This is a genomic window from Cupriavidus sp. 09_S30 (assembly GCF_056930435.1).
This window is the reverse complement of record NZ_JBXOWI010000002.1, coordinates 1,160,220-1,186,157: the sequence shown is the minus strand read 5'-3', so window position 1 is coordinate 1,186,157 and position 25,938 is coordinate 1,160,220. Positions and strand designations below refer to the sequence as shown.

General features: G+C 66.6%; 21 protein-coding genes and 1 pseudogene. 13 read left to right on the top strand and 9 right to left on the bottom strand.

Features of this window, described 5'->3' with window-relative positions; all coding sequences use genetic code 11:
* Positions 1 to 13 precede the first annotated feature (13 nt).
* From AC1Z3O_RS25485 to AC1Z3O_RS25475, 3 genes are all read left to right on the top strand, one after another.
* A complete protein-coding gene (locus AC1Z3O_RS25485; RefSeq protein WP_483518700.1) occupies positions 14 to 1,021 on the top strand; it encodes a tripartite tricarboxylate transporter substrate binding protein in 1,008 nt (335 codons plus the stop codon).
* A complete protein-coding gene (locus tag AC1Z3O_RS25480; protein ID WP_483518698.1) occupies positions 1,006 to 1,986 on the top strand; it encodes a Bug family tripartite tricarboxylate transporter substrate binding protein in 981 nt (326 codons plus the stop codon). Before AC1Z3O_RS25485 ends, AC1Z3O_RS25480 begins: the two co-directional genes overlap by 16 nt.
* Positions 1,987 to 3,422: 1,436 nt before the next feature.
* Positions 3,423 to 3,626 (top strand): cold-shock protein, encoded by a 204-nt coding sequence (locus tag AC1Z3O_RS25475; RefSeq protein ID WP_483518696.1) that lies wholly within the window; start codon positions 3,423 to 3,425, stop codon positions 3,624 to 3,626.
* A 193-nt stretch (positions 3,627 to 3,819) separates the two neighbouring features.
* Here the strand turns inward: AC1Z3O_RS25475 and AC1Z3O_RS25470 are convergent, their stop codons facing one another.
* Complete coding sequence (locus AC1Z3O_RS25470) at positions 3,820 to 4,140, bottom strand: H-NS histone family protein (protein WP_483518694.1); 321 nt, start codon at positions 4,138 to 4,140, stop codon at positions 3,820 to 3,822.
* A 598-nt stretch (positions 4,141 to 4,738) separates the two neighbouring features.
* Between AC1Z3O_RS25470 and AC1Z3O_RS25465 the strand changes: the two are divergent.
* Positions 4,739 to 4,859: pseudogene (locus AC1Z3O_RS25465) on the top strand (IS3 family transposase); the annotation flags it as partial.
* A 24-nt stretch (positions 4,860 to 4,883) separates the two neighbouring features.
* Here the strand turns inward: AC1Z3O_RS25465 and garD are convergent.
* Together garD and AC1Z3O_RS25455 are read right to left on the bottom strand one after the other, a co-directional pair.
* Positions 4,884 to 6,431, bottom strand: a complete 1,548-nt coding sequence (gene garD, locus AC1Z3O_RS25460; protein ID WP_483521990.1) for a galactarate dehydratase — start codon at positions 6,429 to 6,431, stop codon at positions 4,884 to 4,886.
* Between the two features lie 162 nt (positions 6,432 to 6,593).
* On the bottom strand, positions 6,594 to 7,949 hold the full coding sequence (locus AC1Z3O_RS25455) for an MFS transporter (protein WP_483518692.1): 1,356 nt from the start codon (positions 7,947 to 7,949) through the stop codon (positions 6,594 to 6,596).
* Between the two features lie 418 nt (positions 7,950 to 8,367).
* On the opposite strand from AC1Z3O_RS25455, the gene kdgD reads away from it, so the two are divergent.
* Complete coding sequence (kdgD, locus tag AC1Z3O_RS25450) at positions 8,368 to 9,282, top strand: 5-dehydro-4-deoxyglucarate dehydratase (protein WP_483518690.1); 915 nt, start codon at positions 8,368 to 8,370, stop codon at positions 9,280 to 9,282.
* An 84-nt stretch (positions 9,283 to 9,366) separates the two neighbouring features.
* Here kdgD and AC1Z3O_RS25445 read toward each other — a convergent pair whose 3' ends face one another.
* The gene (locus tag AC1Z3O_RS25445) at positions 9,367 to 10,314 is read right to left on the bottom strand and encodes a LysR family transcriptional regulator (protein ID WP_483518688.1); all 948 of its coding nucleotides are present in this window, start codon (positions 10,312 to 10,314) and stop codon (positions 9,367 to 9,369) included.
* Between the two features lie 89 nt (positions 10,315 to 10,403).
* On the opposite strand from AC1Z3O_RS25445, the gene AC1Z3O_RS25440 reads away from it, so the two are divergent.
* From AC1Z3O_RS25440 to AC1Z3O_RS25425, 4 genes are all read left to right on the top strand, one after another.
* Entirely contained in the window at positions 10,404 to 11,741 is a 1,338-nt protein-coding gene (locus AC1Z3O_RS25440) for a CaiB/BaiF CoA transferase family protein (protein ID WP_483518686.1), read from the top strand.
* Positions 11,742 to 11,752: 11 nt separating this feature from the next.
* Positions 11,753 to 12,754, top strand: a complete 1,002-nt coding sequence (locus AC1Z3O_RS25435) for an NADPH:quinone oxidoreductase family protein (protein WP_483521988.1) — start codon at positions 11,753 to 11,755, stop codon at positions 12,752 to 12,754.
* A gap of 28 nt (positions 12,755 to 12,782) precedes the next feature.
* Positions 12,783 to 13,823, top strand: a complete 1,041-nt coding sequence (locus AC1Z3O_RS25430; protein WP_483518684.1) for a tripartite tricarboxylate transporter substrate binding protein — start codon at positions 12,783 to 12,785, stop codon at positions 13,821 to 13,823.
* 113 nt (positions 13,824 to 13,936) lie between these two features.
* A complete protein-coding gene (locus tag AC1Z3O_RS25425; RefSeq protein WP_483518682.1) occupies positions 13,937 to 14,854 on the top strand; it encodes a helix-turn-helix domain-containing protein in 918 nt (305 codons plus the stop codon).
* Positions 14,855 to 14,902: 48 nt separating this feature from the next.
* Here AC1Z3O_RS25425 and AC1Z3O_RS25420 read toward each other — a convergent pair whose 3' ends face one another.
* The 5 genes from AC1Z3O_RS25420 to AC1Z3O_RS25400 all read right to left on the bottom strand — a co-directional run bounded on the left by AC1Z3O_RS25420 (position 14,903) and on the right by AC1Z3O_RS25400 (position 21,160).
* The gene (locus AC1Z3O_RS25420; protein ID WP_483518680.1) at positions 14,903 to 16,492 is read right to left on the bottom strand and encodes an FMN-binding glutamate synthase family protein; all 1,590 of its coding nucleotides are present in this window, start codon (positions 16,490 to 16,492) and stop codon (positions 14,903 to 14,905) included.
* 214 nt (positions 16,493 to 16,706) lie between these two features.
* Complete coding sequence (locus tag AC1Z3O_RS25415) at positions 16,707 to 17,150, bottom strand: HU family DNA-binding protein (protein WP_483518678.1); 444 nt, start codon at positions 17,148 to 17,150, stop codon at positions 16,707 to 16,709.
* Between the two features lie 332 nt (positions 17,151 to 17,482).
* On the bottom strand, positions 17,483 to 19,174 hold the full coding sequence (locus AC1Z3O_RS25410) for a class I adenylate-forming enzyme family protein (protein WP_483518676.1): 1,692 nt from the start codon (positions 19,172 to 19,174) through the stop codon (positions 17,483 to 17,485).
* A 121-nt stretch (positions 19,175 to 19,295) separates the two neighbouring features.
* Positions 19,296 to 20,258 carry a cyclase family protein gene (locus tag AC1Z3O_RS25405; RefSeq protein ID WP_483518674.1) on the bottom strand — a complete coding sequence of 321 codons (963 nt, stop codon included), beginning with the start codon at positions 20,256 to 20,258 and terminating at the stop codon, positions 19,296 to 19,298.
* Between the two features lie 404 nt (positions 20,259 to 20,662).
* On the bottom strand, positions 20,663 to 21,160 hold the full coding sequence (locus tag AC1Z3O_RS25400; protein ID WP_483518672.1) for an Mpo1 family 2-hydroxy fatty acid dioxygenase: 498 nt from the start codon (positions 21,158 to 21,160) through the stop codon (positions 20,663 to 20,665).
* A 128-nt stretch (positions 21,161 to 21,288) separates the two neighbouring features.
* Here AC1Z3O_RS25400 and AC1Z3O_RS25395 point away from each other — a divergent pair, with 128 nt between their 5' ends.
* From AC1Z3O_RS25395 to AC1Z3O_RS25380, 4 genes are all read left to right on the top strand, one after another.
* Positions 21,289 to 22,020, top strand: a complete 732-nt coding sequence (locus AC1Z3O_RS25395; protein WP_483518670.1) for a Crp/Fnr family transcriptional regulator — start codon at positions 21,289 to 21,291, stop codon at positions 22,018 to 22,020.
* Between the two features lie 66 nt (positions 22,021 to 22,086).
* A complete protein-coding gene (locus AC1Z3O_RS25390; RefSeq protein ID WP_483521986.1) occupies positions 22,087 to 22,944 on the top strand; it encodes an arylamine N-acetyltransferase family protein in 858 nt (285 codons plus the stop codon).
* A 293-nt stretch (positions 22,945 to 23,237) separates the two neighbouring features.
* On the top strand, positions 23,238 to 24,002 hold the full coding sequence (locus tag AC1Z3O_RS25385; protein WP_483518668.1) for an SDR family oxidoreductase: 765 nt from the start codon (positions 23,238 to 23,240) through the stop codon (positions 24,000 to 24,002).
* Positions 24,003 to 24,099: 97 nt separating this feature from the next.
* Positions 24,100 to 25,857 (top strand): class I adenylate-forming enzyme family protein, encoded by a 1,758-nt coding sequence (locus AC1Z3O_RS25380; protein ID WP_483518666.1) that lies wholly within the window; start codon positions 24,100 to 24,102, stop codon positions 25,855 to 25,857.
* The last annotated feature ends 81 nt before the right edge of the window (positions 25,858 to 25,938 follow it).

Sequence of the window (25,938 nt, the reverse complement as noted above, 5' to 3'; positions counted from 1 at the left end):
GAGGAGACAAACCATGCATTCCACTCCCAACTCCCGTCGTCGGCGCCTTTCCGTTTGCCTTGGCGCGTGCTCGCTCGCTGGCATGATTGGCGCTCTAGCGCCACTCGCAGCCAGGGCCGAAGCCACAGCATGGCCGAGTCGCCCAATCGAGATGATTGTCGCGTACGCGCCAGGAGGCGGCACTGACCTGGTTGCCCGCTTGCTGGCACGACACCTCGAGAAGGAGCTTGGCGCAACCATCGTCGTACAGAACAAGCCAGGCGCGGGTGGCGCCATTGGCTTTGCCGAGCTGGCACGCGCCACGCCAGACGGCTACACCATTGGCTTCATCAATACGCCGAACCTGCTGACCATTCCCATCGAACGCAAGACGACGTTCACTTGGAAGAGCTATGACCTGATCGGCAACCTGGTGGACGACCCAGGCGCATTCACCGTTAGCCAGTCCAGCAACCTGGATTCGCTGGCGGCGCTCGTAAAGTACGCCAAGGCAAACCCCGGCGCGGTCACTGTGGGCACCACGGGCGTGGGCTCCGACGACCATCTCGCCATGCTTATGTTCGAAAAGGCGTCTGGCGTAAAAATGACGCACGTGGGCTACAAGGGCGCCGGCGAAGTCCGCGGCGCCCTGGCTGGTCAGCAAATCACGATTGGCGCCATCAACGTGGGCGAGGCCTTGGCTTACCAGAAGGGCGGCACGTCTCTCAAGTTCCTGGGACAGATGGGAGCTGCACGCGCGGTGCTTGCGCCCAATGTGTCGACCTTCCGCGAGCAGGGCTACAACATCGAGCTGGCATCGTTGCGCGGGCTCGCGGCGCCAAAAGGGCTGCCGGAGCCGGTAAAGAAGAAGCTTGTCGACGCCATGGCGAAGGTTGCCGCGGACATCCAGTTCAAGCAGCAAGCTGACGCCATGTTTGCGCCACTGCGCTATCTCGCCCCCGCTGCCTATGCCGCCGAACTCGAGCGTGGGGAGGCGGGCTTCCGTCAACTGTGGAAGGAGATGCCATGGCAGGAGAAGTAAGCCGGTTCTTCCGAGCCGCGGCATGTTCCACGATACTGGCATGCCCTGCCCTCCTGTCTGCGCAGACTGCATTGCCTCCCGGTCCGATTACCATGGTCGTCGGATGGCCTGCAGGTGGCCCCTCGGACGCCGTTTCCCGTCTGGTATCTTCGCAGATGTCCAAGGCGCTGGCGCAATCCATCGTCATCGACAACCGTGCTGGTGCAGGCGGCAACATCGGCACGGACGTCGCCTCCCGCGCGAAACCGGATGGCAGCACGATCATGCTTGCCACGGTAGCCTCGCACGGCCTGAATTCCGCGCTTTACAGCCGGCTGAATCACGACCCGATTAAAGACTTTGCGCCAATTGGCCTGATTACGACCTCGCCAGGCGTGTTGCTCGTTCCCAAAGACTCTCCGTATCGTTCTGTCCGGGAACTGATTGAAAAGGCGCGCGCTCAACCTGGTCAGCTGAACTACGGCTCAGGTGGTGTCGGCTCAAGCCAGCATCTCGCAGGCGCGGTATTCAAGAAGCTGGCCAACGTGGAGGTAGTACACATCCCGTTTAAAGGGACCGCCCCTGCAATGACCGACCTGATGGCCGGCCGGGTCGACTTCGTCATCACGACGGGAGCGCTTCCATTCATCCGCTCTGGCAAAGTTCGTCCGCTTGCCGTGGCGGCGCATCAGCGACTGCCAGCGCTTCCCGACGTGCCAACATTCGACGAAGCCGGTGTAAAGGGGTTCTATACCGATTCCTGGTATGGGTTAGTGGCCCCAGCGAACACTCCAAGGCCGGCGCTGGAAAAGCTGAACGCCGCGCTGCACCAGGCCTTGCGAGACCCCGAGCTTCAAAAGCAGTTCTTGGAACAAGGCTCACTGCCGATCAAGCCGATGGGTGTGGATGAGTTCTGGACGTTCGTCAAGAAACAGATGCCCATTGCTGCAGAACAAGTTCGCATTTCCGGGGCAAAGGCGGACTAGAGAAGACTCGACAACGTCCCTACCGTTCTCGCGCTGGTGGACAATCTCCTTGATTTGCCCGGCTGATGCATGTGATGCATGAGATGCACATCCGGGTGCCACCCACATTGTCGCAGCGGTAAGCATCGGGTACGGCCGCCGAGTCCACCAGCCCTGGCGCTTTGTCGAGCTTGCCGACCGCCCCCAAAGAAGTTTCCATTGTTGCCACGGCAGACGACGGCTTAGCCATGAGGAATTTGGCCTCTCCTCTTTTACGCCAAGACACCCGTCGAACTGTCCTTAAACGGTTGGAAGATTTCGAACAGGCGTGTGGTTTTTCCTCTTTTGCCCAACTTGGTCTGAAAGCGCACGCTGCCCGTGAATACGTCGACTTCCGACTTGCGTCTGCTCCGATTGGCCTCCTAAGCTATGAACGATAGGTTGCTTCATGCGGGGGCACTATGAATCCGAGCTCCTTTGCACTAGCCCGGGCGGTCGCGTCAGCGATGCTCGTTCTGTGGCTCACTGCCTGTGCCCATACGAGCTTCCATGCGCAGACCTGTCTGTCTGGCGTCGAGGTGTCCCAGGGCGCTGGGTCCGGCAGCGGGGCCAGCGGCGTGAAGTTCGCCGGAACGTCACAGGAAGCCGCCGAATCGTGCCAATGGACAAACAGCGGCCCAGGCGGGGTCTGGACTGCCAGCATCGACCGTAGGGGCACGGCGGGAATCGGTCATGAGGTAAGAGTCGTCGGGGGCAAATGGCTCTGGAAACAAGCCGACGGCACCGTGTATGGTGGCAAAGTGACTGGGGGCTGGGTAATGTGGCCCTCTGATTTGCACCAAAGCATTGGCGGCTGCGGCTACGGAGTTGCCGAATTTAGCGTCACACTTTCGGTCCTCCAGGGGCACTCCGGTAGCGGCACCTTTGAGGGCTGCCTGGATGACACGCATTTGGACGCGACGCAGCTCCCATTGGTCTTTCCACCCCAGATTTGGGGAAGGCTGAGCATAGGTTCCCCATAGCCCTGCCCCATAACCAAGTCGTATCCACAGAAAATTGAAGACTCAGGACGTCTCCGACGAGCCCAAGCCTACACTCTCAGTTCGGCCAGCGCGTGACTGTGCAAATCTATCGGCGGACGTACACTCGCGTGATACGACATCTTGGCCGGGCATCTATTGCGGGACGTCGATACCATTTGGGCTGAGTAACCTCAGCTTGTGCACTTCATCGCAGTTGGCGGTCCGCAGCGACGTGTCCGGCCCCTCTCGCAACCGGCGCTACGCCATCCTCATCTCGCTAACCCAGAGGTAAACCCTGGGATGCCGCCTGCGCTCCTCTTCAGCTATGCTGGCAGTTTGGAGCGCTGTACTGCAGTCAACCCGTGTGTCGGGGCTGGGATTCTGGGGCGGAGTGTCTCAGAAGGCAGCCCGTGTGCATCCTATTGAGAGGACGAGATGGCGACTGGCACTGTGAAGTGGTTCAACAACGAAAAAGGCTTTGGGTTCATCACCCCTGACGACGGCGGACCGGACTTGTTTGCCCACCAGTCGGAAATCCAAGGTTCTGGATACCGGTCGCTCGATGAAGGTGCCAAGGTCGAATTTGAAATCAAGCAGGGGCCGAAAGGCCCGCAAGCCTCGCAGATTCGCAAACTATAGTCGCCTGCTTCCCTGCTCAGCCTGAACGACAAAGCTCTCCGCTAATGCGAAGAGCTTTTCTGTTTTCAGGGCGAGTGGTGCCTCTCGGTGCCCTGCGCATGGGACCTCGCCAACGCCCAGTCGCTCGCCGGAGGGAAGCTGCTGGTAGTAGGTCTCTACCAATGTGCTTCAGCCGCGACGACGCAGCACGACGCTACTCTGCAATCAGGAATTTCGCCCGATTCTTGCCGAGCCATGCCGGCGCACGGCCCCGTCCCGACCAGGTCGCTCCGGTCTTCGGGTCCATATATTTCGGCGGCAGCCCGGACTTCGCCTTCGGCGCAGCATTCGCCTTGCCGACACCAACCGGTCGTCCACGGCGACGCTTGGTGGCAATGTCATCGACGGTCAGCTCATACTCCGCCATCAAGCTCCGGATTGTCTCGATGACGCCAGCAACTTCAGTTGCGCGAACTTCCGCGAGCTGGGCCTCGAGCGCTTCCTTTTCTGCCATCAGCTGCTTGTAGGTAGCCATGATGTCTCCATTCCTTAAGTGGTCATTTCTTATCCTACATTGTTCACCAACAATTTTGATACTTTCGCAAATCCAACATGCTGAATCACTATTAAGTCAGCACTGAAATTTCGTCTCGGAATGCTCTGCTTCCGCCCTCTTGGCAAGGCATGCAGACGCCTCTTTGTCATCGGGCAGGCGTGCTGCTCGGCCGACACCTGGGCTGTCTGGTCCGCTTTGTCATCACCCTACCAAATAAGAGACATACGCCGAGCGAAAATGTTGTCAGCGACGACTCAGCGTCGAAGTACACCAACGTGCGAGCGCCTGCCCCTATACCGCGTTATATCGGGGGGATAATTATCCGAATCTGGATAACTGGAGATAACGTCCTTCGCTATGTGTCGGAGTCGGCGCCGCCCGCTCCCGGTTGCCTCAAAGCCGACGCCGAAAGTTCTCGCATTCCATACCGCCTAATGGGGCGTTCCAGAATATCAGTTTGACCGCACAGGGTCGCGGGCACCTTACGAACCGACAAGTAGCTCTTGAATGGCCCCGAGTCCCGTACACGCTTAGAGGAGAGCCATCGTCGCCCGCGATTGGAGCGGCCCCCTGAAACGAAGTACTCGGTGTAGCGCGCTCGAACGTGGCAGGCCCGGCCTGCGGACTGGGTGAATGGCCGTCGCGCCAGGCCGACCGATGACGCCGACCTGATCGACGAAATTCGGCGTGTGGTGGCAGCAGATGTCGGGACAGACGCCCGCTCAAGTCACCGGAGCCGGATTGAACAGCGCCAGCGCATTGTGCAGCTTGTGGTGCTCGGCCCAGGTCTCTTTGCGACCGCTGGCCACATCCAGCATCAGCCGGAACAGTTCCCAGCCCACCTCCTCGATGGTGGCCTGGCCGGTGGCGATGCGCCCGGCGTCCACGTCCATCAGGTCGTGCCAGCGGCGCGCCAGGTCGCTGCGCGTGGCCACCTTGATGACGGGCACCTCGGCCAGGCCGTACGGCGTGCCGCGGCCGGTGGTGAAGACGTGCAAGTTCATGCCGGCAGCCAGCTGCAAGGTGCCGCAGATGAAATCGCTGGCCGGCGTGGCCGCGTAGATCAGGCCCTTCTGGCGCAGCTTCTCGCCCGGCGCCAGCACGCCGCTGATCGGCGCACTGCCCGATTTGACGATCGAGCCCATGGCCTTCTCGACGATGTTGGACAGGCCGCCCTTCTTGTTGCCCGGCGAGGTGTTCGCGCTGCGGTCGACCCGGCCGCGCTCGAGGTAGTGGTCATACCAGGCCATCTCGCGGATCATGGCCTGCGCCACTTCCGGCGTGGCCGCGCGCGCGGTGAGCTGGCCAATGCCATCGCGCACCTCGGTCACCTCGGAGAACATCACGGCGGCGCCGGCGCGTACCAGCAGGTCGGTGGCATAGCCCACCGCCGGATTCGCGGTCACGCCGGAAAAGGCATCGCTGCCACCGCACTGCACACCGACCACCAGGTCGGACACCGGGCAGGTTACGCGGCGGCGGGCGTTGAGCGTGGCCAGCTGCGTTTCGGCCATCTTCATGATGGACTCGATCATCGAGGCGAAGCCCACATGCTGCTCGTCCTGCAGGCAGACCACGCCGACCTGCACCTCGCCCGCCCCGGTCTGGATCGGGATGGTGCCCGGCGGCATCAGGCGCTCGGGCTGCAGCTTCTCGCAACCCAGGCTGACCATCATGGCGGTGCCGCCGAAGTTGGGGTTCAGCGCGATATTGCGCAGCGTGCGTATGGGCACCACGGCGTCCGGCGCGTCGATCGCCACGCCGCAGCCGTAGGTATGCTCCAGTCCGATGACGTCGTCCACGTTCGGGTAGCGCGGCAGCAGCTCTGCCTTGATGCGGCGCACGGCATGCTCGACCACGCCGGACACGCACTGCACCGTGGTGGTGATGGCGAGGATATTGCGCGTGCCGACCGAACCGTCCGCGTTGCGGTAGCCCTCGAACGTATAGCCTTCGAGTGGCGGCATCGGCTCGGCGGCGCGCGTGCAGATGGGCAAATCGTCCAGCTCCGGCGCGGGCGGCATCTCGATCACCCGCTCATTGACCCAGGAACCACGCGGCAGATCGCGTGATGCGTAGCCGATCACCACGTTGTAGCGGATCACGGGATCGCCCGCGGCCAGGTCTGCCAGCGCCACCTTGTGGCCCTGCGGCACGCGCTCCCGCAGCACCAGGCCGCAGGCAAACACGCTGCCCTCGGGCAGGCCGCCGTCGTTGGCCACGATGGCCACATTGTCCTGCGGGTGCATGCGGATGTAGAGCGGCGCCATGCCATTCCCTTCCTTGCCCTCTTGTGCGCCCGGCGCCGTCCGGCCCTGGGCGATGCTTGTGCTTGCTCGATCCGACATCACTGCGTCCTTGCTGCTCGTAATCATCGCGCGGCCGTGCCGCGCATCGTTGCCCGTGCGACGGGCCAACCGCGCCGGCCGGCCTCACGCATGTTTCAGTTCCACGCGGCGGATTTCCTTGACGATCACCAGGTAGCTGATCACGGTCACCAGCGCATTGATGCCGACGAACACCAGCGCGCCATTGAAGGAGCCCGTCGCGCTCAGGATATAGCCGATCACGATCGGCGTGACGATGCCCGCCACGTTGCCGAACATATTGAAGATACTGCCCGCCAGCCCGATCACTTCCTTGGGCGCGGTATCCGCCACCACGGCCCAGCCCAGCGCGCCGATGCCCTTGCCGAAGAAGGCCAGCGCCATGATGCCGACCACCAGCCACTCGCTGTCGACGTAGTTGCAAGCCACCATGCTGATCGAGAGCAGCATGCCCAGCACGATGGGCACCTTGCGCGCCATCGTGAGCGAACGGCCGCGGCGCAGCAGCGCGTCGGAGATCACGCCGCCCAGCACGCCCCCCAGGAAGCCGCAGATCGCCGGCAGCGAGGCGACGAAGCCGGCCTTCAGGATGGACATGCCGCGCGCTTGCACCAGGTAGACGGGAAACCACGTCAGGAAGAAGTAGGTCAGCACATTGATGCAGTACTGGCCCAGGTAGACCCCGGCCAGCATGCGGTTGGACAGAAGCTGGCGCGCATAGAACCACTTGCCCGGACCGGCCTGCTCCTGCCCCGCTTGCGCCCCCTCGTTCATGTGGATCAGGCCGCCGCCCTGCTCGATGTACTCCAGCTCGGCGCGGTTCACCGCAGGATGCGTGGCCGGGCTGTGCACCAGCTTGAGCCACAGGAGGGCGAGCGCCATGCCGAGCACGCCCATCCACAGGTAGACGTGATGCCAGCCCAGCGCGTGGGTCAGCCACGCCATCAGCGGCGTGAAGACCACCGCGGCAAAGTACTGCGCCGCATTGAAAATGGCCGATGCGGTGCCGCGCTCGGCCGTGGGAAACCAGCTCGCCACGACCTTGGCGTTGGCCGGGAAGGCCGGCGACTCTGCCAGGCCCACGGCAAAGCGCAGCATGAACAGCACCGTCACCGCGGCGCCAACGGTGGCGAACATGCCCAGCCAGCCCTGCATCAAGGTAAACAACGACCACACGAAGATGCTGACGGCGTAGACGCGCCGTGCGCCGAAGCGGTCCAGCAGCCAGCCGCCCGGGATCTGCGCCATCACATAGGCCCAGCTGAAGGCGGAGAAGATATAGCCCATCTGCACGGCGCTGAAGCCGAATTCCTGCCGCATGGCTGGCCCGGTGATGGACAAGGTGGCACGGTCGGCGTAGTTGACCGTGGTCACCACGAAGATCATCAGCAGGATCCAGTAGCGAACGCGGCTGCGGCGCGCGGCCTCGCCGGCCGCGGAAAGGGATTGGGTGAGTTGCATCGGGTCTCCTCACAGCGGCAAACGAACCGGATACGTATCGACTGGCCGGTACGCTGTGATATGTCATCGTATGACTTGGATTATAGGGAGACGGCCTACGCAGAAGATTCCGTGTTTACCCTAGGATCGTTCGCCAGACGATGTCAGATCATCTCCGCGAGCCCGGCGAACCGGCCGCAACGGCCTCGCATCCGCCGCATCCGCGCTACTGCACGGGCCGAGGACAGACTCCGCGTTGCCGCTCTGCCCTGCCCTTCGCCACTTCGACATCTATCGCACCACACCTCGCGTTTTCCTTGACGCGGTTTCCGTGGAGCCAGCTTGCGTCGATCTCCATCTAGTTGTACGATGACATATAACAAAACGCGAAACATCATCCGTCAACCCATCGCCCTCACGGCTAACCGGACGCAAGCCCATGACCACACCGCAAGAACTGAAGCAGATCGTCTCCGAAGGCCTGCTCTCCTTCCCCGTCACCGACTTCGATGCCCAGGGCAATTTCCGCCCCGAAACCTATGTCGAGCGGCTCGAATGGCTGGCCCCCTACGGCGCATCTGCCCTGTTCGCCGCCGGCGGCACGGGTGAGTTCTTCTCGCTGACGCCCGACGACTATTCCAACGTGATCCGCACCGCGGTGGAAACGTGCGCGGGCAAGGTACCCATCCTGGCCGGCGCGGGCGGCCCCACGCGCACCGCCATCGCCTACGCGAAGGAAGCCCAGCGGCTGGGCGCCAAGGGCATCCTGCTGATGCCGCACTACCTCACCGAGGCCTGTGAAGCGGGCATCGGCGCCCACATCGAGGAAGTCTGCAAGGCCATCGACATCGGCGTGATCGTCTACAACCGCGCCAACTCCCGCCTTACCGCCGACATGCTGGAGCAAGCGGCCGACCGCTGCCCCAACCTGATCGGCTTCAAGGACGGTGTGGGCGAGATCGAAAACATGGTGCGCATCCGCCGCCGCCTGGGCGATCGCCTGTCGTACCTGGGCGGCCTGCCCACCGCCGAGGTCTATGCCGCCGCCTACAAGGCGCTGGGCGTGCCGGTCTATTCGTCCGCCGTGTTCAACTTCATCCCGAAGACGGCGATGGACTTCTACCGCGCCATCGCGGCGGACGACCACGCCACCGTCGGCAAGCTGCTCGACGAGTTCTTCCTGCCCTACCTGGAAATCCGCAACCGCCGCGCGGGCTATGCGGTCAGCATCGTCAAGGCCGGCGCCAGGCTGGTCGGCCGCGACGCCGGACCGGTGCGCGCACCGCTGACGGACCTGGATGCCCAGGAGATGGCGCAGCTCGACGCGCTGATCCGCAAGCTGGGCCCCCAGTAAACCTGCCGCACCCGGCAAGCCCGGGTGCATCCTCATCCTGCTCCGGCCGGCCGCCGCGTGCGCCCCGCGCCGCGGCTGCCTGCGTCAGATACTCACCGGCTGCGACTGGCTCCCGCCCCACTCTTCCTCCCGCCCCGCCAGCCGCTCGCGGATGAAATCCATCAAGGTGCGCGTGGCCAGCGTCGGAAAGCGGTTCGGCGCAGTCAGCATGTAGATGCTGTCGCCCACGCCCTCCGGCTCGCAGGCGGGCAATACCTCGACCAGCTCGCCGCGGCCGATGTGCTGCCAGACCGCGTAACGCGGCAGCAGCGCCACGCCCAGCCCGGCCAGCACGGCCTCGCGCAGGAAGGGGTAGTCGCCGGACTGGATGCGCGGCGCCACGCGCAGGATCAGCGGTGTATCGGCCGACATCAGCTTCAGGTCGAAGCGCCGGCCGAACGAGGCAGGCGCGATCAGTTCGCAGCCAGCCAGCTCGGCCGGGCTGGCGATCGCCTCCCGCCGCGCCAGGAAGGCAGGCGTGGCGCACAAGCACCAGCGCACCGCGCAGAGGCGCCTGGCCACGTGGTCTTCCGGCGGGGCGGAGGTTATCTTGAGCGCCACGTCGACCTCGGCCGAGATCAGGTCGCCGATGTAGTCGTTGATCAGCACGCGCAGCGAGATGGCAGGGTGCTGCTGCGCGAATTCCAGCAGCACCTGCGCCAGATAGAGGTGGCCGAGCCCGGTCGGCAGGCGGATGCGCACGTCGCCGCGCACGGTCTGCCCCAGGCTGTCGATGGAGGCACCGGCCGCCTGCAGTTCATCGAGCATGCGCACCCCGTGTGCATAGAGCAGGCGCCCGGCCTCGGTCAGTTCGACATGCCGCGTGGTGCGCCGCATGAGCTGCGCCCCCAGTTGCTGCTCCAGCAGCTTGAGCCGACGCGACACATTGGAGCGGGTCATGCCGCAACGCTCGGCGGCGGCAGTGAGCGTCTTCGACTCGACCAGCGTGACGAAGAGGCGGACCAGGTTCAGGTCCAAGGAATTGTCAATCATCAGTCAACACGGGTGGCACAACTTGGCGGATTGTTCGAATGCGGGGTGCGACCTAGCATAAGCCATCGCCCGCAACCTGCGTCGTTCCGATGACAACGAACACTGCCCCCCTCCTTCCGCCAGGCACCTCGCCCGCCGGCGAGACCGCTCAGACCGATCACCACGACCTGCCGTTCGCCGGCCTGCGCGTGCTCGACATCAGCCAGGGCATCGCCGGCCCCTACTGCGCGCATATCCTGTGGCAGCAGGGTGCCGAGGTGGTCAAGGTAGACCCGCCGGCGGGCGACTGGGGCCGCCACGTCGGCGTGGTGCGCGGCGAACTCAGCGCGCTGTCGGTGGCCTACAACGGCGGCAAGCGCAGTGTCTGCATCGATGCGTCCACCGAGGAAGGCAGGCACCTGCTGCGCACGCTGGCGCACCAGGCCGACATCCTCGTGCAGAACTTCCGCCCGCAGGTGGCCGAGCGGCTCGGCGTAGGCTATGCCACCCTCGCCGAGCAGCAACCCTCCCTGGTCTACGTCTCGATCAGCGGCTACGGCGCGGACGGCCCCTACGCCGACTACCCCGCTTCGGACTCGGTGATGCAAGCCGACAGCGGCTTGATGTTCACCAACCGGGCAGCCGACGGCACGCCGCGCCGCGTCGGCATGCTCCTGGCCGATGCCGCCACCGGGCTGTACGCTGCGCAGGCCGCCGCCGCCGCGCTATGCCGGCGTTTTCGCATCGAAGCCAGCCAACGGCAGGGCCAGGCCTTGCCCGGCGCCCACGTCGAACTGAGCCTGTTCGATGCCTGTTGCGCGCTGCAGGCCAACAATATCCTGGAGTATGCGATCCAGGGCGCGGTCGCGGCGGGCCCGGTCAGCGCACCCAACGGCGTATTCGCAACGCGCGACGGCAGCATCAGCGTGCTGGCGCTCAACAATGCCCAGTTCGCAAGGCTCTGCCAGGCGCTCGAGCGGACGGAATGGCTGCAAGATGCCCGCCTGGCCGACAACGCCGGCCGCATGGCGCATGCCGGATGGCTCAACGCCGAGGTGGCCCGGCGCCTTGCCTGCCATGACACGGCGCACTGGCTAGGCGTGCTGCAGGCGCACGACGTGCTGCACGCCCCCGTGCGCGACTACCAGCAGGTGCTGGACCACCCCCAGGCCGCGCAGCAAGGCAGCTTCCAGCCGCTGTCGCAGCCGGGCCTCGGCATCCTGCCCTTCGCCGGCATCCCCGCCCGCCGGCTGCGCCGGGCGCCGGGCGCTGCGCCCCGCATCGGCGAGCACACCGAGGCCGTGCTGCACGAAGCGGGCATCGCGCCGGCGCAGCTTGAGGCCTGGCTGCGCAGTGGCGTGATCCGGCAGGCGCTGCCGCCGGCCGATGCGCCGGCCGGCGCATCGGCCAAGGTGGCGAACGCCGGACTACGCGGAGGCTCAGCATGAAGCCCGGCACGATGCGCGCCTTGAACTGTGATGCCTTCGGCCCGCCGGAATCCGTGCGGCTGGCCGAGATCACCCGCCCCGCGCAGGACGATGCGCATTCGGTCACGCTGGCCGTCGAGTACGCCAGCGTCAGCCATGCCACCGGCCTGATGGTGGCGGGCCGCTACCAGACCCGGCCACCCCTTCCCTTCGTGCCCGGCACCGAGGCGGTCGGGCGCGTGCTGTCCTGCGGCGCGGCGGTGACGCGGCTGCGTCCCGGCGACCGCGTGGCCGCCATCGCCGACTGGGGCTGCTTCGGCGAGGCGGTCCAGCTTCCCGAATACACCGTCTATCCGGTGCCGGACGGGCTCGATGCGCTGCAAGCGCTGCCGGTCCCGCTCTCCTATGGCACCGCCTACTGCGGCCTGGTCTGGCGCTGCGGCCTGCAGCCCGGGGAAACCGTGCTGGTGCTCGGTGCGGGCGCCGGCGTCGGGCTGGCGGCCGTTGAGATCGCGAACCAGCTCGGCGCTATCGTCATCGCCTGCGCCAGCACCGATGCCAAACGTGCCGAAGCGCTCCGGCGCGGAGCGGCCCATGCGGTTGCACCGCAGGATCTCGCCGCCCAGGTCAAGCATCTCACCGGCGGCCGAGGTGCCGACGTGGTAGCAGACCCGGTCGGCGGCGACCTGTTCGACCAGGCCCTGCGCGCCGCCGCCGCCAATGCCCGCATCCTCAGCATCGGCTTCGCCAGCGGACGCATCCCGCAGGCGCCGCTGAACCTGTTGCTGGTGAAGAACCTGACGCTGCACGGCTTTTTCTTTGGACGCTATATCGGCTGGACGCCGGCCAACGAGCGCGCCCAACACGCCGCCGCGCTGCAAGAGGTGATGCAGACCCTGTTCGGCTGGGCGCGCGAAGGCAGGATTCGACCGACCGTGTCGAAGGTGTACCCGATGACCGGCCTGGCCGACGCGCTGCACGCGCTGGAAGCCAGGCAGGTGGTCGGCAAAGTCGCGATAAGAATCGAGCAATAAGAATCGAGCAATCCGAGGAGACAAAACCATGCAAAGACTTGCCGCGGGCGCCTGCGCCCGCCTGACGAACCCTGGCGCGGCACGCCGCGCTCCGGCGCGGGTGCTCGCGCTGCTGGCTGCGCTGGGCACGGCGGCCATGCTGTGCGCCCCGTCCGCCGATGCCGCCGATGTCTATCCGCAGCGGCCCATCCGCCTGGTCCTGCCTTATCCGCCCGGCGGCCCGACCGACCTGCTGGCGCGCGTGGTGGCCGTGCGCATGGGCGAAACACTGGGACAGACCGTGGTGGTCGACAACAAACCCGGCGCCAGCGGCATGATCGGTGCGGAAGCGGTGGCCAAGGCGGCACCCGATGGCTATACGATTCTGGCCAATGCCTCGTTGCACGTGATCAACCCCAGCATCTATCCCAAGATGCGCTACGACGCCTTCCGCGACTTCGTGCCCGTCACCCAGATCGCCGACGTGCCGCTGGTGCTGGTGGTCAACAATGAGTCGCCGGTCAGGACCGTGCAGGACCTGATCGCGCTGGCCCGGCAAAAGAATGGCAGCCTGAACTTCGGCTCGGCCGGCAACGCCTCAGCCCAGCAGCTCGCCGGCGAGTCGTTCAAGCTGGCTGCGCATGTGACGATGCAGCATGTGCCCTACAAGGGCAGCTCCCCCGCGCTCACCGACCTGATGGGCGGACAGATCCAACTGATGTTCGACTCTATGCCCTCGGCCATGCCCTTTATCAAGTCGGGCAAGCTGCGCGCCGTGGCGGTCACGACCAGCAAGCGCGCCCGCGCCCTGCCCGATGTGCCGACGGTAGCCGAGTCGGGCCTGCCGGGCTTCGACATCAGCACCTGGTACGGGCTCTGGGTGCCGCGGGGCACGCCGCCGGCGGTAGTGGAGAAGCTTGCGGCCAACGCCGCGCTGGCGCTCAGGCAGCCGGAAGTGCAGCGCCAGTACGCCGAGATGGGCGCCGAGCCGGTCGGATCCTCGCCCGCGGAGTTCGCGCGCTACACGGTGGCCGAGGGCCGCAAATGGGCCGAGATCGTGCGCCGCTCCGGAGCCAAGGCCGACCAGTAGGCGCAAGCGGCAACCCCGGGCGATGCCCGAAGGTGGCGGTCATGGCCGCCACCATTGGACAGATGCCCCCGCCCGGCGGGAAAATGGCGGGATCCGGCGCCTGCCATTGCCCGATGAGAACCGTACCCACCTACTCCCTCTACGGGGTCAACTCCAACGAGCCGCTGCTGGAGCAGCTGCATTTCGAATCGATCCCGGAGCGCAGCCGCGTCAATGACTGGGAAATCCAGCCGCACCGGCACGAGCGTTTCTTCCAGATCCTGTACGTGCATCACGGCGCGGGCGAAGCGCTGCTCGACGAGGAGCGGGTGCCGCTGGCCGACCGCACGGTGGTGGCGGTGCCGCCGCGCTGCGTGCACGGCTTCCGCTTCACGCCGGACGTGGATGGCATCGTCATCACGATGACCGACCACTACCTGCGCAACCTGCTGGCCGGCGTGCCCGATGCGCTGCCGCTGTTCGCGCGGCCCTTCCATGACCGGCTGCGGGCCGGCCCCGCGAGCGGGACGACCGCGGACGATGACAATGTCCTGGCCGGCGCGCTCGGCCTGTTCCGCGCGGAAATCCATGCGGTTTCGCTATGGCGGGGCGCCGCGCTGGCAGCGCTGCTGTCGTTGATGCTGGTGGGCATCGCCAGGCGGCGCGCCGGCGGATCGGCGGCCGAAGCGGCGCCCGCCGAGGGACGCACCGCGCGGCGTTTCCGGCAATTCCAGCAATTGCTGGAGGCGCAGTTCCGCCAGCACCAGGACGTCGGCCGCTACGCCGCGGCGCTTGGCGTGTCGCCGACCCAGCTCAACCGCATCTGCCGCCAGCAGGCCGGCAGCTCGGCGCTGCAGCTGATCCACTCGCGGCTGATCGTGGAGGCGCAGCGCGACCTGCTCTACAGCGACCTCGACATCAAACAGATCGCGGCCACGCTGGGCTACACCGACGCCGCCTACTTCGCGCGCTTCTTCATGCGGCACGTGGGCCAGACACCCACCGCCTTCCGCCAGCACGGGCGCGCCCGCCTGCCTGCGCCAGGCGCCTGAGCGCCTGCGCAAGCAGCCGACACACGCTCGCCGCCCCGGCCGAGGGCGCTACAGCGTGAAGCTGTCGGCGCGCGCGAGCCGCCAGTACTTCTCGTAGAGCTGGTAGCGGTAGTTGCCATTGAGCAGGTCGCCCGGCGCCAGGAATTTCAGCAGGTCGGACAGCAGGTGGATCTCATTGGCCGAGACACGGCGCACGATATGGTGCGCGCGCAGCTCGGACGGATGACTCAGCCCCGCCGCCTGCAGCAGTTCCTGCAGTGCGTGCAGGGTGTGGCGGTGGAAGCCGGCCACGCGCTCGGCCTTGTCGGGCACCACCACGGCGCGCTGCCGCACCGGGTCCTGGGTGGCCACGCCCACCGGGCAGCGGTCCGTGTGGCACTTCTGCGCCTGCACGCAGCCGAGCGCGAACATGAAACCGCGCGCCGAGTTGCACCAGTCCGCGCCGATCGCCAGCGTGCGCGCCACGTCGAAGGCGGTGACCAGCTTGCCGCTGGCGCCGATGCGGATCTTGTCGCGCAGGTTCACGCCCACCAGGGTGTTGTGCACCAGCAGCAGGCCTTCCTGCAGCGGCGTGCCGATATGGTCGACGAACTCCAGCGGCGCCGCACCGGTGCCGCCCTCGGCGCCATCCACCACGATGAAGTCGGGCAGGATGCCGCTTTCCAGCATGGCCTTGACGATGCCGAAGAACTCCCAGGGATGGCCGATGCACAGCTTGAAGCCGGTCGGCTTGCCACCCGACAGATTGCGCAAGCGCTCGACGAACTGCAGCAGCCCCAGCGGCGTGGAGAACTCGCTGTGCCCCGCTGGGGAGATGCAGTCCTGCCCCATCGGCACGCCGCGCGTGGCGGCGATCTCAGGCGTGACCTTGGCGGCGGGCAGTACGCCGCCATGGCCCGGCTTGGCCCCCTGTGACAGCTTCACCTCGATCATCTTGACCTGCGGCGAGCGCGCCTGCTCGGCGAACTTGTCCGGGTCGAAACCGCCGTCGGGCCGGCGGCAGCCGAAGTAGCCGGATCCCACCTCCCAGATCAGGTCGCCGCCTTCCTCGCGGTGGTAGGGCGAGATCGAGCCCTCGCCCGTATCGTGGATAAAGCCGCCGATGCGAGCGCCCCGGTTGAGCGCGCGGATGGCGTTGCCGGACAGCGCGCCGAAGCTCATCGCCGAAATATTGAAGACTGAGAGCTCCACGGGCTGGGCGCGCCCGGCGCCCACCGTGATGCGGAAATCCGCCGATTCGATGCGGCTGGGTGCCAGCGAATGGCCGACCCATTCGTGTCCGACCGCGCGCACGTCCAGCTCGGTGCCGAAGGGCCGGCTGTCCACCTCGCTCTTGGCGCGCTGGTAGACGATGCTGCGCTGCTGGCGGGAAAAGGGCATCTCGCCCGTATCGTCTTCGATGAAGTACTGCCGGATTTCCGGACGCACGAACTCGAAAAAGAAGCGCAGGTGGCCCCAGATCGGGTAGTTGCGCAGGATGGCGTGGCGCGTCTGCGTCAGATCATGCAGGCCGACCAGCAACAGCACCGCGGGCAGCAATGTCCACCAGAACGAGACGCGGTGCGCGAACGCAAGGCCGGCCAACACCACCAGCCCCAGCGCGGCCGCCCAGACCGCGCCGTAACGACGAGAAAACATGGGAACTCCTTGAGCACCGGCACTACGCCGGCAACCGGGAGATTATCCCACCCATCCGGCAAGCCTCGCCGTGTGACCCGGCGACGCCGGCCGCTCCCCTGTCCCATCGGCCGCCTCTGCCGCGTGCGGACGGCGGGCCCGCGTGGCGGGCCCTGAATGCAAAAAAGGGAGCCGCGAAGCGGCTCCCTTTCAAGCTTGGACTGCGAAAGGCGAATTACAGCGCAGCGTCCTTCAGCTTCTTCAGCGGGCGGACCTTGACCTTGACGCTGGCCGGCTTGGCCGGGAACCAACGCTCTTCACCGGTGAACGGGTCCTTGCCGAAGCGCTTCTTCTTGGCCGGCACTTGCTGCGCCGTGACCTTCAGCAGGCCGGGCAGCGTGAATTCGCCGGCGCCCTTCTTGTGCAGCGCGCTGACGATGGTGTTTTCCAGATGGGCCAGAACCGTCTTCACGGCCTTGGCTTCCAGTTGGGTTTGAGCAACCAGGTGAGCGACCAGGCTCGACTTGTTGAAGGTTTCCTTCAGCGGACGCGGGGTCGGCGCAGCGGCCGGCGCGGCCTTCTTGGCAGCAGCCTTCACGGGAGCCTTGGTTGCCGCAGCCTTCTTGGCAGCGGGCTTGGTTGCAGCAGTCTTCGCGGTCGGTTTCGCTTTGGTCGCCATATCGATATTCGTAAGTTGAACAGAATAGTGCCGGCCGGTTCGTCGCTGCGCATCGCGGTTGCGATTCGTGCAAACGTACGTCCCATGCCGGCGCCCACTGAATCATAGCGGAAACTAGGGGACGTCAAGGGGTTTTCGTGCGTGTGAAGCGGAAAACCGAGTGAAAACCCCGTATTTTGTCGCTGCTTTACCTCAGCGCGATGGGCCAACACGGGCACGCAGCAGGTTCTTTACCGCACGACGAACGCTGCTCCGCCGCGCTGGCGTGGTCCGGGCGAGGGACGGCGCCGCAGGATCGCCGCGCCGCCCTGCCCCCCTTCGCCCATCGGCCGCTAGCCGCGCAGCTCCCGCCGCAGGATCTTGCCGGTCACGGTCTTCGGCAGTTCGTCGATGATGGCCACGATGCGCGGGTACTTGTAGGCCGCCATGCGTTCCTTGCAGTAGGCCACCAGTTCCTCCGGCGTTGCCTGTGCCTGCGGCTTCAGGCTGACCACGGCCTTGACGGTCTCGCCGCGGTAGTCGTCCGGCACGCCCACCACCGCGGCCTCGCGCACCGCCGGGTGCGTGTAGAGCACGTCCTCCACCTCGCGCGGCCAGACCTTGTAGCCGCCGGCGTTGATCATGTCCTTCTTGCGGTCGACGAGGTAGAACCACCCGTGCTCGTCCATGAAGCCGACGTCGCCGGTGCGGAAATAGCCGTCGACGATGGCCTTTGCGCTTTCCTGGGGCTTATTCCAGTAGCCCGGCACGATCATCGGCCCGCGCGAGATGATCTCGCCCACCTCGCCTACCGGCAACGGACGGCCTTCGTTGTCGCCGATATAGGACTCGACATTGAAGGCCGGCACGCCGACCGCCAGCGCGCCGGAGGCGGGGTCAACCGGCGCCTCGCGCCCGAAGGGCACGACGTGCGTGGGTGAATTGGTCTCGGTCAGGCCGTAGCCGTTGTGGATGTAGTGCCCGAAGCGCGCGCGGAAGGCTTCCACCACGCTGGGCGGGATCGGCGCGCCGCCGGAGTAGATCCGGGTCAGCGTGGCGAAATGCTCCCGGGTCGCCTGCGGGTGATTCATCAGCGCGATGAACACGGTGATCGAGCCGATGGTGAAGGCCACGCGATGCTCACGGATGGCATCCAGCACCACGCCCGGCTCGAAGCGGCAGGCAAGCACCAGCGGCGCGGCACAGATGAAGGCCGCCGCGATATGGCCGACCAGGCCGGTGATATGGAACAGGGGCGCCACGCCGAGGATGGGCGCGCCCTCGCGCAGCGAGATCCAGTCACGGTAGACCTGGGCATTGAATGCCACGTTGCCGTGCGTGTTCATTGCCCCCTTGGGCACGCCGGTGGTGCCGGAGGTGTAGACCAGCATGGCGATATCCGACGGGCCGAGTGAAACCGATGGCGGCCTGCGCCCGCGATAGGCGGCGATGACCGTCGACAGATCCTCGGCGCCTGCGCCCGACTGGCGCCGGGCATTGGCAAACAAACGGGCGTCGTTGCGGGTCTGGTACTCCAGCTCCGAGGTGGTCATCACCGCGGGGATCACCGCCGGCTCGCCGCGCGCGGCCAACTCGGTCTCCTGCGCCAGCAGCGGGCGCACCACGTCCGCGTATAGCGATACGTGGCAGACCAGCATCCTGGCACCGGAATCGGCCAGCAGCAGGCGCAGCTCGCGCGCCCGGTTCATCGGGTTGACGGGCACCGCGATGGCGCCGATCTTCCAGGCCGCCAGCAGGGCAATGACGAACTGCGGCACGTTCTGCAGGTAGATCGCGACCCGGTCGCCGCGCGCGCAGCCACGCTCGATCCAGGCGCAGGCCAAGGCATCGGACCAGGCATCGAGCTCGGCATAGCTCAGGCTGCCGTCGAAATACAGGATGGCGGGACGGTCGCCGGCACGTGCCGCGGCGGCGCCGAACACGCTCAGTGCGTCGGTGAACTCCGGCGTGATGGTTTGCGGCTGACCGGCCTCGTAGAGGGCCAGCCAGGGCTTGCTGTCATAGGGTGTGGCATTGGGTGTCATGGGACCCTTCCCGGATGCTGGGGGGCGACGGCGCGCACGGAATGGCGTGCCGCCAGCGGAACGCGCCCGGCGCGTAGGCCGGGCGCGGACTAGCGCGTGGCGCGCGAACGCGGCCTGGCGCCTACTTGATCACCACCGGGTTGACCGGCGCGCCGCTGCCGTTGACCACCTTGAGTGGTGCCGCCGTGTACAGGAAGGACCATTGCCCGTCGTCGGCGCAGTCTGCGGCGAGCGGGTCCAGCTGCGCGATTTCGGTCAGCGTCACACCCAGGTTGCGCATCAGCGCATTGTGCAGCGGCAGCGCCACGCCCGAAACCGGATCGACCGTGACCTCGTTGGCGATCGTGTCCGTCACCAGGTTCGGGATCTCCATCTTGTGGAACCAGTCGACCAGTTCGGGGCTGTAGGTCAGGCCCGGCTCGACGAAGTTCTGGTAGAACTCTGCCTGGTCGCGCTCGTAGAAGGAGCCGATCCAGCCGGTACGGACGATCAGGATGTCGTGCCTTTCGATGCGTACGTCCTGGGCTTCGGCCGCTTCGAGCAGGTCGCGGTGCGTGAAGGTCTCGCCCGGATCGAGCACGGCCTTGCCGCGATGGCGCGCCATGTCGATCAGCACGCCGCGCCCCACTACGCCCCGCTCGGCGATGGGCAGCACACTGGCCTTTTCCATGCCGCCGATGGTCGATTTGGCATCGTAGCCGTTCCACAGCTGGTCGCCGTACCAGACGTGGCCCAACGCGTCATACTGCGTCGAGCCCTGCAGGTACATGATCATCATGTCGTCCGCATACTCGGCCTCGCCGGGGAAGACTGGGGCCTTTCCGCACAGGTAATGGCCCTTGTCCATCACGTTCAGGCGGCGTGCCTGCGCGCGGCCCGGCCATACCGGATCGCCCTTCGGATTGCCCATCTGGATCTGCAGCGTGAAGGTCTTGCCCGACTTCACCGCCGCCACGCCGCGCAGCACTTCGGCCTGCGTCAGGTAGTTCAGGGAGCCGACCTCGTCGTCGGGTCCCCACTTGCCCCAGTTCTTCGGCGCATCGCGCAACAACTCTGCCACCTGTGGAACGTTCTTCGATTCCATGCCTTGTCTCCTTTCAGTCGCACTTCGAGGGAAAAGCCACCGGCGCAATGGTCATGTCGACGATTCATGGCCGACCATGCGTCGGACCTATAAATTAGAACGGTCGTGCGTTTTCTTTGCGGACGAGTGTAGTGCAGTACGAATGTGGTGTCCACGCGCGGCGGGCGGACACGCTGCGCACTGCCGTCGCGACATGGGGGCACGCGCAGGGCGCGATGGCGACACGGCTCAGTTATCGAGCCAGTCCGCTGAGCGGTGGATCGAGCTATGGGTAGGAGTGGAGGACGAAGACCAAGGCATGCCACCCGAGGCAAGCGTGCTGGCGGCCGATCGCATCGGCCGCCAGCACGAGAGCGCGGCAGGTCAGCGATCGGCTAAGGATGAATGCGGGCCGCCGGGGCGACTCAGTGCGCGCGGGCCTCCACCGCATCGCGCGTCTCGCGCGCCAGGCCCAGCCAGAACGCGGCCTCGGCCACCAGGAACAGCGGACCGACGATCAGCCCGACCAGGTCGTCGACGAAGGCCGGCTTGCGGCCTTCGAAATAGTGGCCGATGAACTGGATGATCCAGCCCACCACGAACAGGCCGATGCCCAGCCACAACCATTGCGCGGTGGGCAGCGCTGCGATCCAGGCGCCGGCCTGGAGGAAAATTCCGACAATAGCGATCATTGCCAGCCCGAAACCCAGTGACAGGCGCAGGTAGAACAGGCAGGACAGCGCGTAAAGCACCATCGCCGGCGTCAGGAAGGCGGTGCCGCCGGCAAGCGGCAGCGCCGGGCGGCCCAGCAGGGCGGTGACGGCAAGCACGATCATCGGGATGCCGATGAAATGCGTCATCACATTGCGCGGGTCGCGATGATAGGCCGCGTAGCCGGCCAGGTGCTCGATCAGGGTCTTCATTGGGTCTCCTCGCGCGCCGCATGCCAGGGCGGCGCGGCGCTTTGTCTGGCCGTATAGTATTAGCCTGCGCTGGCGGGGTCTGTCCGGTTTTTGACAGTCCGCCCCCGCCACGCATGGAGACATCAACGATGGACGTTGCACATCAGTCGGCCCGCATGCCGCCCCCGCTTTCCCCCGACCCGTTCGCGCCGGTGCAGGCCGGCGCGTGGTTCAGCTCGCTGCCGCCGGCGCTGCGCCAGGCGCTGCTGGAGGATGGCGTCTGCCGCACGCTCGCCGCCGGCCAGGCGCTGTTCTCGCGCGGCGATCCCTTCGAGGGCCTGTACTGCGTGCTGAGCGGCACGGTGCAGGTCGACGTGGTCAGCGCCGCCGGCAAGGCCGCGCTGCTGAGCCTGCTCGAGCCCGGCGCCTGGTTCGGTGAGATCTGCCTGTTCGACCGCCTGGAGCGCACCCACGATGCGCATGCCGCCAGCGCCGCCACGGTCATGCTGGTGCCGCGCGACAAGCTGCTGCATCGCCTGCAGGCGCATCCGCAATGGTGGCCGGAGTTCGGCCGCCTGCTCGCTGCCAAGACCCGGCAGGCCTTCCGCTACGTCGAGGAAGCCCAGCTGTTGCCACCGCTGGCGCGCACCGCGCGCCGCCTGGCAGCGCTGGCGCAAGGCCACGCCGGCACGGCGTGCGAAGCGCAGCAGAGCGGGCCGTGCACGGTGCGCATCCCGCAGGAACAACTGGCGCAGATGCTCGGCCTGTCCCGCCAGACCGTCAACCAGGCCTTGCGTGACCTCGAAGCGCGCGGCTTGCTGCGCCTGCACTATGCGGGCATCGAGCTGCTCGACCCCGTTGCGCTCGCCGCGCTCGGCTAGCGCCCGATCCCGACACATACCCGAACCGCACCCGGCCGCATCGCGCCGGGCCACCCGCCCCCGACCATAATGACACTCGACCCCGATCGCCTGTCCGCCTATCTTTCGCACATCGGCGCGGCCATGCCCGCCGCGCCCGACCGCGCCGCGCTCGACTCGCTGATTGCCGCGCAGCTCGCCCGCATCCCGTTCGAGAACGTCGATCCGCTGCTGCGCCGCACGGTCAGCATCGACCTCGCCTCGGTCTTCGACAAGCTCGTCACGCGCGGGCGCGGCGGCTACTGTTTCGAGCTCAACACCCTGCTGGCGGGCGCGCTGGCAGCGCTGGGCTACCGCGTGACGCCGCTGGCCGCGCGGGTACGCTGGCAGGTGCCGGAGGACGTGCTGACCACGCAGTCGCACATGCTGCTGCGGGTGGAGGCGGCACACCGCAGCTATATCGTCGATGTGGGCTTCGGCGGGCCGACGCCTGGCCGCGCGCTGGCCCTGGACGGCGCGCCCGACGACAGCCAACCCTATCGCCTGGCACCGGTGCCACCGGCCGCTGGCACCGGCGCCTACGCCGCCTTCGATCTGGAAGCGGGGAGCCCAAGCGGCTGGCTCAAGGTCTACCGCTTCGACCTGCAGCCGCAGCACTGGATCGATTTCGAGCCGCGCAGCTGGTATGTGTCGACCCACCCCGACAGCATCTTCCTGCGCCGGCTGATGGTGGCCCGCTCGGTGGGCAGCACGCGGCTCACGCTCGCCAACGGCGACTTCGCCGCGCGCGAGGCCGACGGCAGCGTGCGCCGCGAGCGGCTGGACGGCGCGCCGCAGGTGCTGGAGGCGCTGGCGTCGCGTTTCGGCCTGGCGCTGGATCCCGCCACGCAGGAAGCGCTCGCGCAAGCGCTTCCTGCGATGCTTGCCGAAGTCCGCGCCACCTAGGCTTGCCGCATCGCATCCGGCGGCGCAGGCTGGAAAGGGACGCGGAAAGCCCTGCGTTTTGCAGTGCAGGCGCCATCATGCACCGCGCGCATTGCCGGCAGAAAGAATGCTGATATGCCTGCTGCCGTGGGGTTTTGCCTGTGGACTGCGCTGCGCGGCCTCACACATAATGTACCGGTCGGTAAGTCAGCGCCCGGTCCGCAAGGCGCGGCCAGGCCGCCGACGCATCGCAAGCGACGCAACGCAAAAGAGCGCCGCCCGCCAAGGCCGGGGGCGCATCATCAGGAGACACCATGTCATTGTTTGATCTGACGGGCAAAGTTGCCATCGTCACCGGCTCCTCGCGCGGCATCGGCCGTGCCATTGCCGAGCAGATGGCCGTGCAGGGCGCCAAGGTCGTCATTTCCTCGCGCAAGGCAGAGGCCTGCCAGGAAGTGTGCGATGCGATCAACGCGCGCCACGGGGCCGGTACCGCCATCGTCGTGCCCGCCAACATTTCGTCCAAGGAAGACCTGCAGCGCCTGGTCGACGAGACCAACCGTGTCTTCGGCAAGATCGACGTGCTGGTCTGCAACGCGGCCTCCAATCCCTACTATGGCCCGATGTCCGGCGTCAGCGACGAGCAGTTCCGCAAGGTGCTGGACAACAACGTGATTTCCAACCACTGGCTGATCCAGATGGTGGCGCCGCAGATGATCGAGCGCAAGGAAGGCTCCATCATCATCGTGTCTTCGATCGGCGGCCTGCGCGGCTCGCCCACCATCGGCGTGTACAACGTCTCCAAGGCCGCCGACTTCCAGCTCGCGCGCAACCTGGCGGTCGAGTTCGGGCCGCACAATGTGCGCGTGAACTGCATCGCGCCGGGCCTGATCAAGACCGACTTCGCCCGCGCGCTGTGGGAAGACCCGGAGCGCTACAAGCAGTCGACGCAGGGCGCGCCGCTGCGCCGCATCGGCGAGCCGATCGAGATCGCCGGCGCGGCCTGCTACCTGGCCTCGGCCGCCAGCACCTTCATGACCGGGCAGGCCCTGGTCGTCGACGGTGGCGTGACCATCTGATCTGACATCCGGGCAGTCCCGCAGCGCTGTCCCGGCGCCCCGGGCCAGCGCCCCGGGGCGCCCGTCCCCCAACCTGCCTGCAGACAGGGAGGTAGTCATGACTAGCCCTTCGCCGGCCGGCTCCTGGCCGGTCGTCAGCCTGGCCGAGGCGCACGCGCGCCTGACGGCGCCCGGCTCCCCGTTCGAGACCGAGACGGTCGTTATCCGCGGTATCCCCACCACCACCTGGAAGAACGCGCCGCCGACGCTGCGCGAACTGTTCCTGCTCGGACGCCGCCATGGCGACAAGATGTTCGTCGTCTATGAGGATGAGCGCGTCTCCTATGAAGCGTTCGCGCGTGCCGCGCTGACCGTGGCCGACGCCCTGGTGCGCGACGGCGTGCGCAAGGGTGACCGCGTGGCCCTGGCCATGCGCAACCTGCCGGAGTGGCCGGTGGCCTTCTACGGCGCGCTGCTCGCCGGTGCCATCGTCACGCCGCTCAATGCTTGGTGGACCGGCCCCGAGCTGGAGTACGGGCTGGCCGATTCCGGCTGCCGCGCCGCCATCGTCGATGCCGAGCGGCTGGAGCGCATCGCACCGCATCTGGGCGCGTGCCCTGCACTGGAAAAGATCTACGTCTCGCGCAGTGCCGGCGCCCTGCCCCCGGTACCTGCCGGCGTGCAGCTGGTCGCGCTGGAGGCCCTGCTCGGCCCGTCCTCGGACTGGCGCGCCCTGCCGGAGAAGGCCCTGCCCGACGTCGCGCTGGTGCCCGATGACGACGCCACCATCTTCTATACATCCGGCACCACCGGCAAACCCAAGGGAGCCATCGGCACGCATCGCAATGCCAGCGTGGTGGCAATGGCCGGGACGCTCAGCCCGATGCGCAATTTCCTGCGCCGCGGGGAGCCGATTCCTGCGCCGGATCCGAACGCGCGGCAGAAGGGGTCATTGCTGTCGGTCCCCTTCTTCCATGTGACCGGCTGCATGTCCGTGCTCAACGGCACCATCGCCAATGGCGGCAAGATCGTGCTGATGCACCGCTGGGACGCGGTGCGCGCGATGGAACTGATCGAGCGCGAGCGCTGCACCTCGGCGGGCGGCGTGCCCACCATCGCGTGGCAGATCATCGAGCACCCGGAGCGGAATCGCTTCGACCTGTCCTCGCTGGAAGCCGTCAGCTACGGCGGCGCGCCGGCGTCGGCAGAACTGGTCAGACGCATCAAGGAAGTCTTCCCCGCCTCGGCGCCGGGCATCGGCTGGGGCATGACGGAAACCTCGGCCACCTTCACCAGCCATAGCGCAGAGGAGTATGTGCACCGCCCGGAAAGCGCGGGGCCCGCGCTGCCGATCGGCGAGATGAAGATCGTCGACGAGATGGGCAAGGCGCTGCCGCCCGGCCAGACGGGCGAACTGTGGGTGCGCGGCGCCAACGTCGTGCGCGGCTACTGGAACAAGCCCGAGGCCACCGCGCAGACCTTCATCGACGGCTGGCTCAGGACCGGCGATATCGCGCGCCTGGATGAGGAAGGCTACCTCTACATCGTCGACCGCATGAAGGACATGCTGATCCGTGGCGGCGAGAACATCTACTGCATCGAGGTGGAGAGCGCGCTGTATTCCCACCCGGCGATCATGGACGCGGCCGTGGTCGGCATCGCGCACAAGACGCTGGGCGAGGAACCCGGTGCCGTGGTAAGCCTGAAGGCGGGCGCAAGCCTGAGCGAAGCGGAGCTGCAGGATTACCTGCGCGAGCAACTGGCGGCGTTCAAGGTGCCGGTGCGTATCCTGTTTTGTCCCGATATGCTGCCGCGCAATGCCAATGGCAAGATCCTGAAGTCCACGCTGCGCGCGATGTTCGCTCCGCCGGCCTGAGGCCGCCGAGACAGCAACGCCCCGAATGCGGCAGGGTGCAGGAAATCAACAGGAGGACAGGCCCATGCAAGCATTCCGACG

Bases quoted from the DNA above. Each gene is read 5' to 3' on its own strand.
- AC1Z3O_RS25485 (WP_483518700.1), top strand. From the start codon at position 14: ATGCATTCCACTCCCAACTCCCGTCGTCGGCGCCTTTCCGTTTGCCTT.
- AC1Z3O_RS25480 (WP_483518698.1), top strand. From the start codon at position 1,006: ATGGCAGGAGAAGTAAGCCGGTTCTTCCGAGCCGCGGCATGTTCCACG.
- AC1Z3O_RS25475 (WP_483518696.1), top strand. From the start codon at position 3,423: ATGGCGACTGGCACTGTGAAGTGGTTCAACAACGAAAAAGGCTTTGGG.
- AC1Z3O_RS25470 (WP_483518694.1), bottom strand. From the start codon at position 4,140: ATGGCTACCTACAAGCAGCTGATGGCAGAAAAGGAAGCGCTCGAGGCC.
- garD (WP_483521990.1), bottom strand. From the start codon at position 6,431: ATGGCGCCGCTCTACATCCGCATGCACCCGCAGGACAATGTGGCCATC.
- AC1Z3O_RS25455 (WP_483518692.1), bottom strand. From the start codon at position 7,949: ATGCAACTCACCCAATCCCTTTCCGCGGCCGGCGAGGCCGCGCGCCGC.
- kdgD (WP_483518690.1), top strand. From the start codon at position 8,368: ATGACCACACCGCAAGAACTGAAGCAGATCGTCTCCGAAGGCCTGCTC.
- AC1Z3O_RS25445 (WP_483518688.1), bottom strand. From the start codon at position 10,314: ATGATTGACAATTCCTTGGACCTGAACCTGGTCCGCCTCTTCGTCACG.
- AC1Z3O_RS25440 (WP_483518686.1), top strand. From the start codon at position 10,404: ATGACAACGAACACTGCCCCCCTCCTTCCGCCAGGCACCTCGCCCGCC.
- AC1Z3O_RS25435 (WP_483521988.1), top strand. From the start codon at position 11,753: ATGCGCGCCTTGAACTGTGATGCCTTCGGCCCGCCGGAATCCGTGCGG.
- AC1Z3O_RS25430 (WP_483518684.1), top strand. From the start codon at position 12,783: ATGCAAAGACTTGCCGCGGGCGCCTGCGCCCGCCTGACGAACCCTGGC.
- AC1Z3O_RS25425 (WP_483518682.1), top strand. From the start codon at position 13,937: ATGAGAACCGTACCCACCTACTCCCTCTACGGGGTCAACTCCAACGAG.
- AC1Z3O_RS25420 (WP_483518680.1), bottom strand. From the start codon at position 16,492: ATGTTTTCTCGTCGTTACGGCGCGGTCTGGGCGGCCGCGCTGGGGCTG.
- AC1Z3O_RS25415 (WP_483518678.1), bottom strand. From the start codon at position 17,150: ATGGCGACCAAAGCGAAACCGACCGCGAAGACTGCTGCAACCAAGCCC.
- AC1Z3O_RS25410 (WP_483518676.1), bottom strand. From the start codon at position 19,174: ATGACACCCAATGCCACACCCTATGACAGCAAGCCCTGGCTGGCCCTC.
- AC1Z3O_RS25405 (WP_483518674.1), bottom strand. From the start codon at position 20,258: ATGGAATCGAAGAACGTTCCACAGGTGGCAGAGTTGTTGCGCGATGCG.
- AC1Z3O_RS25400 (WP_483518672.1), bottom strand. From the start codon at position 21,160: ATGAAGACCCTGATCGAGCACCTGGCCGGCTACGCGGCCTATCATCGC.
- AC1Z3O_RS25395 (WP_483518670.1), top strand. From the start codon at position 21,289: ATGGACGTTGCACATCAGTCGGCCCGCATGCCGCCCCCGCTTTCCCCC.
- AC1Z3O_RS25385 (WP_483518668.1), top strand. From the start codon at position 23,238: ATGTCATTGTTTGATCTGACGGGCAAAGTTGCCATCGTCACCGGCTCC.
- AC1Z3O_RS25380 (WP_483518666.1), top strand. From the start codon at position 24,100: ATGACTAGCCCTTCGCCGGCCGGCTCCTGGCCGGTCGTCAGCCTGGCC.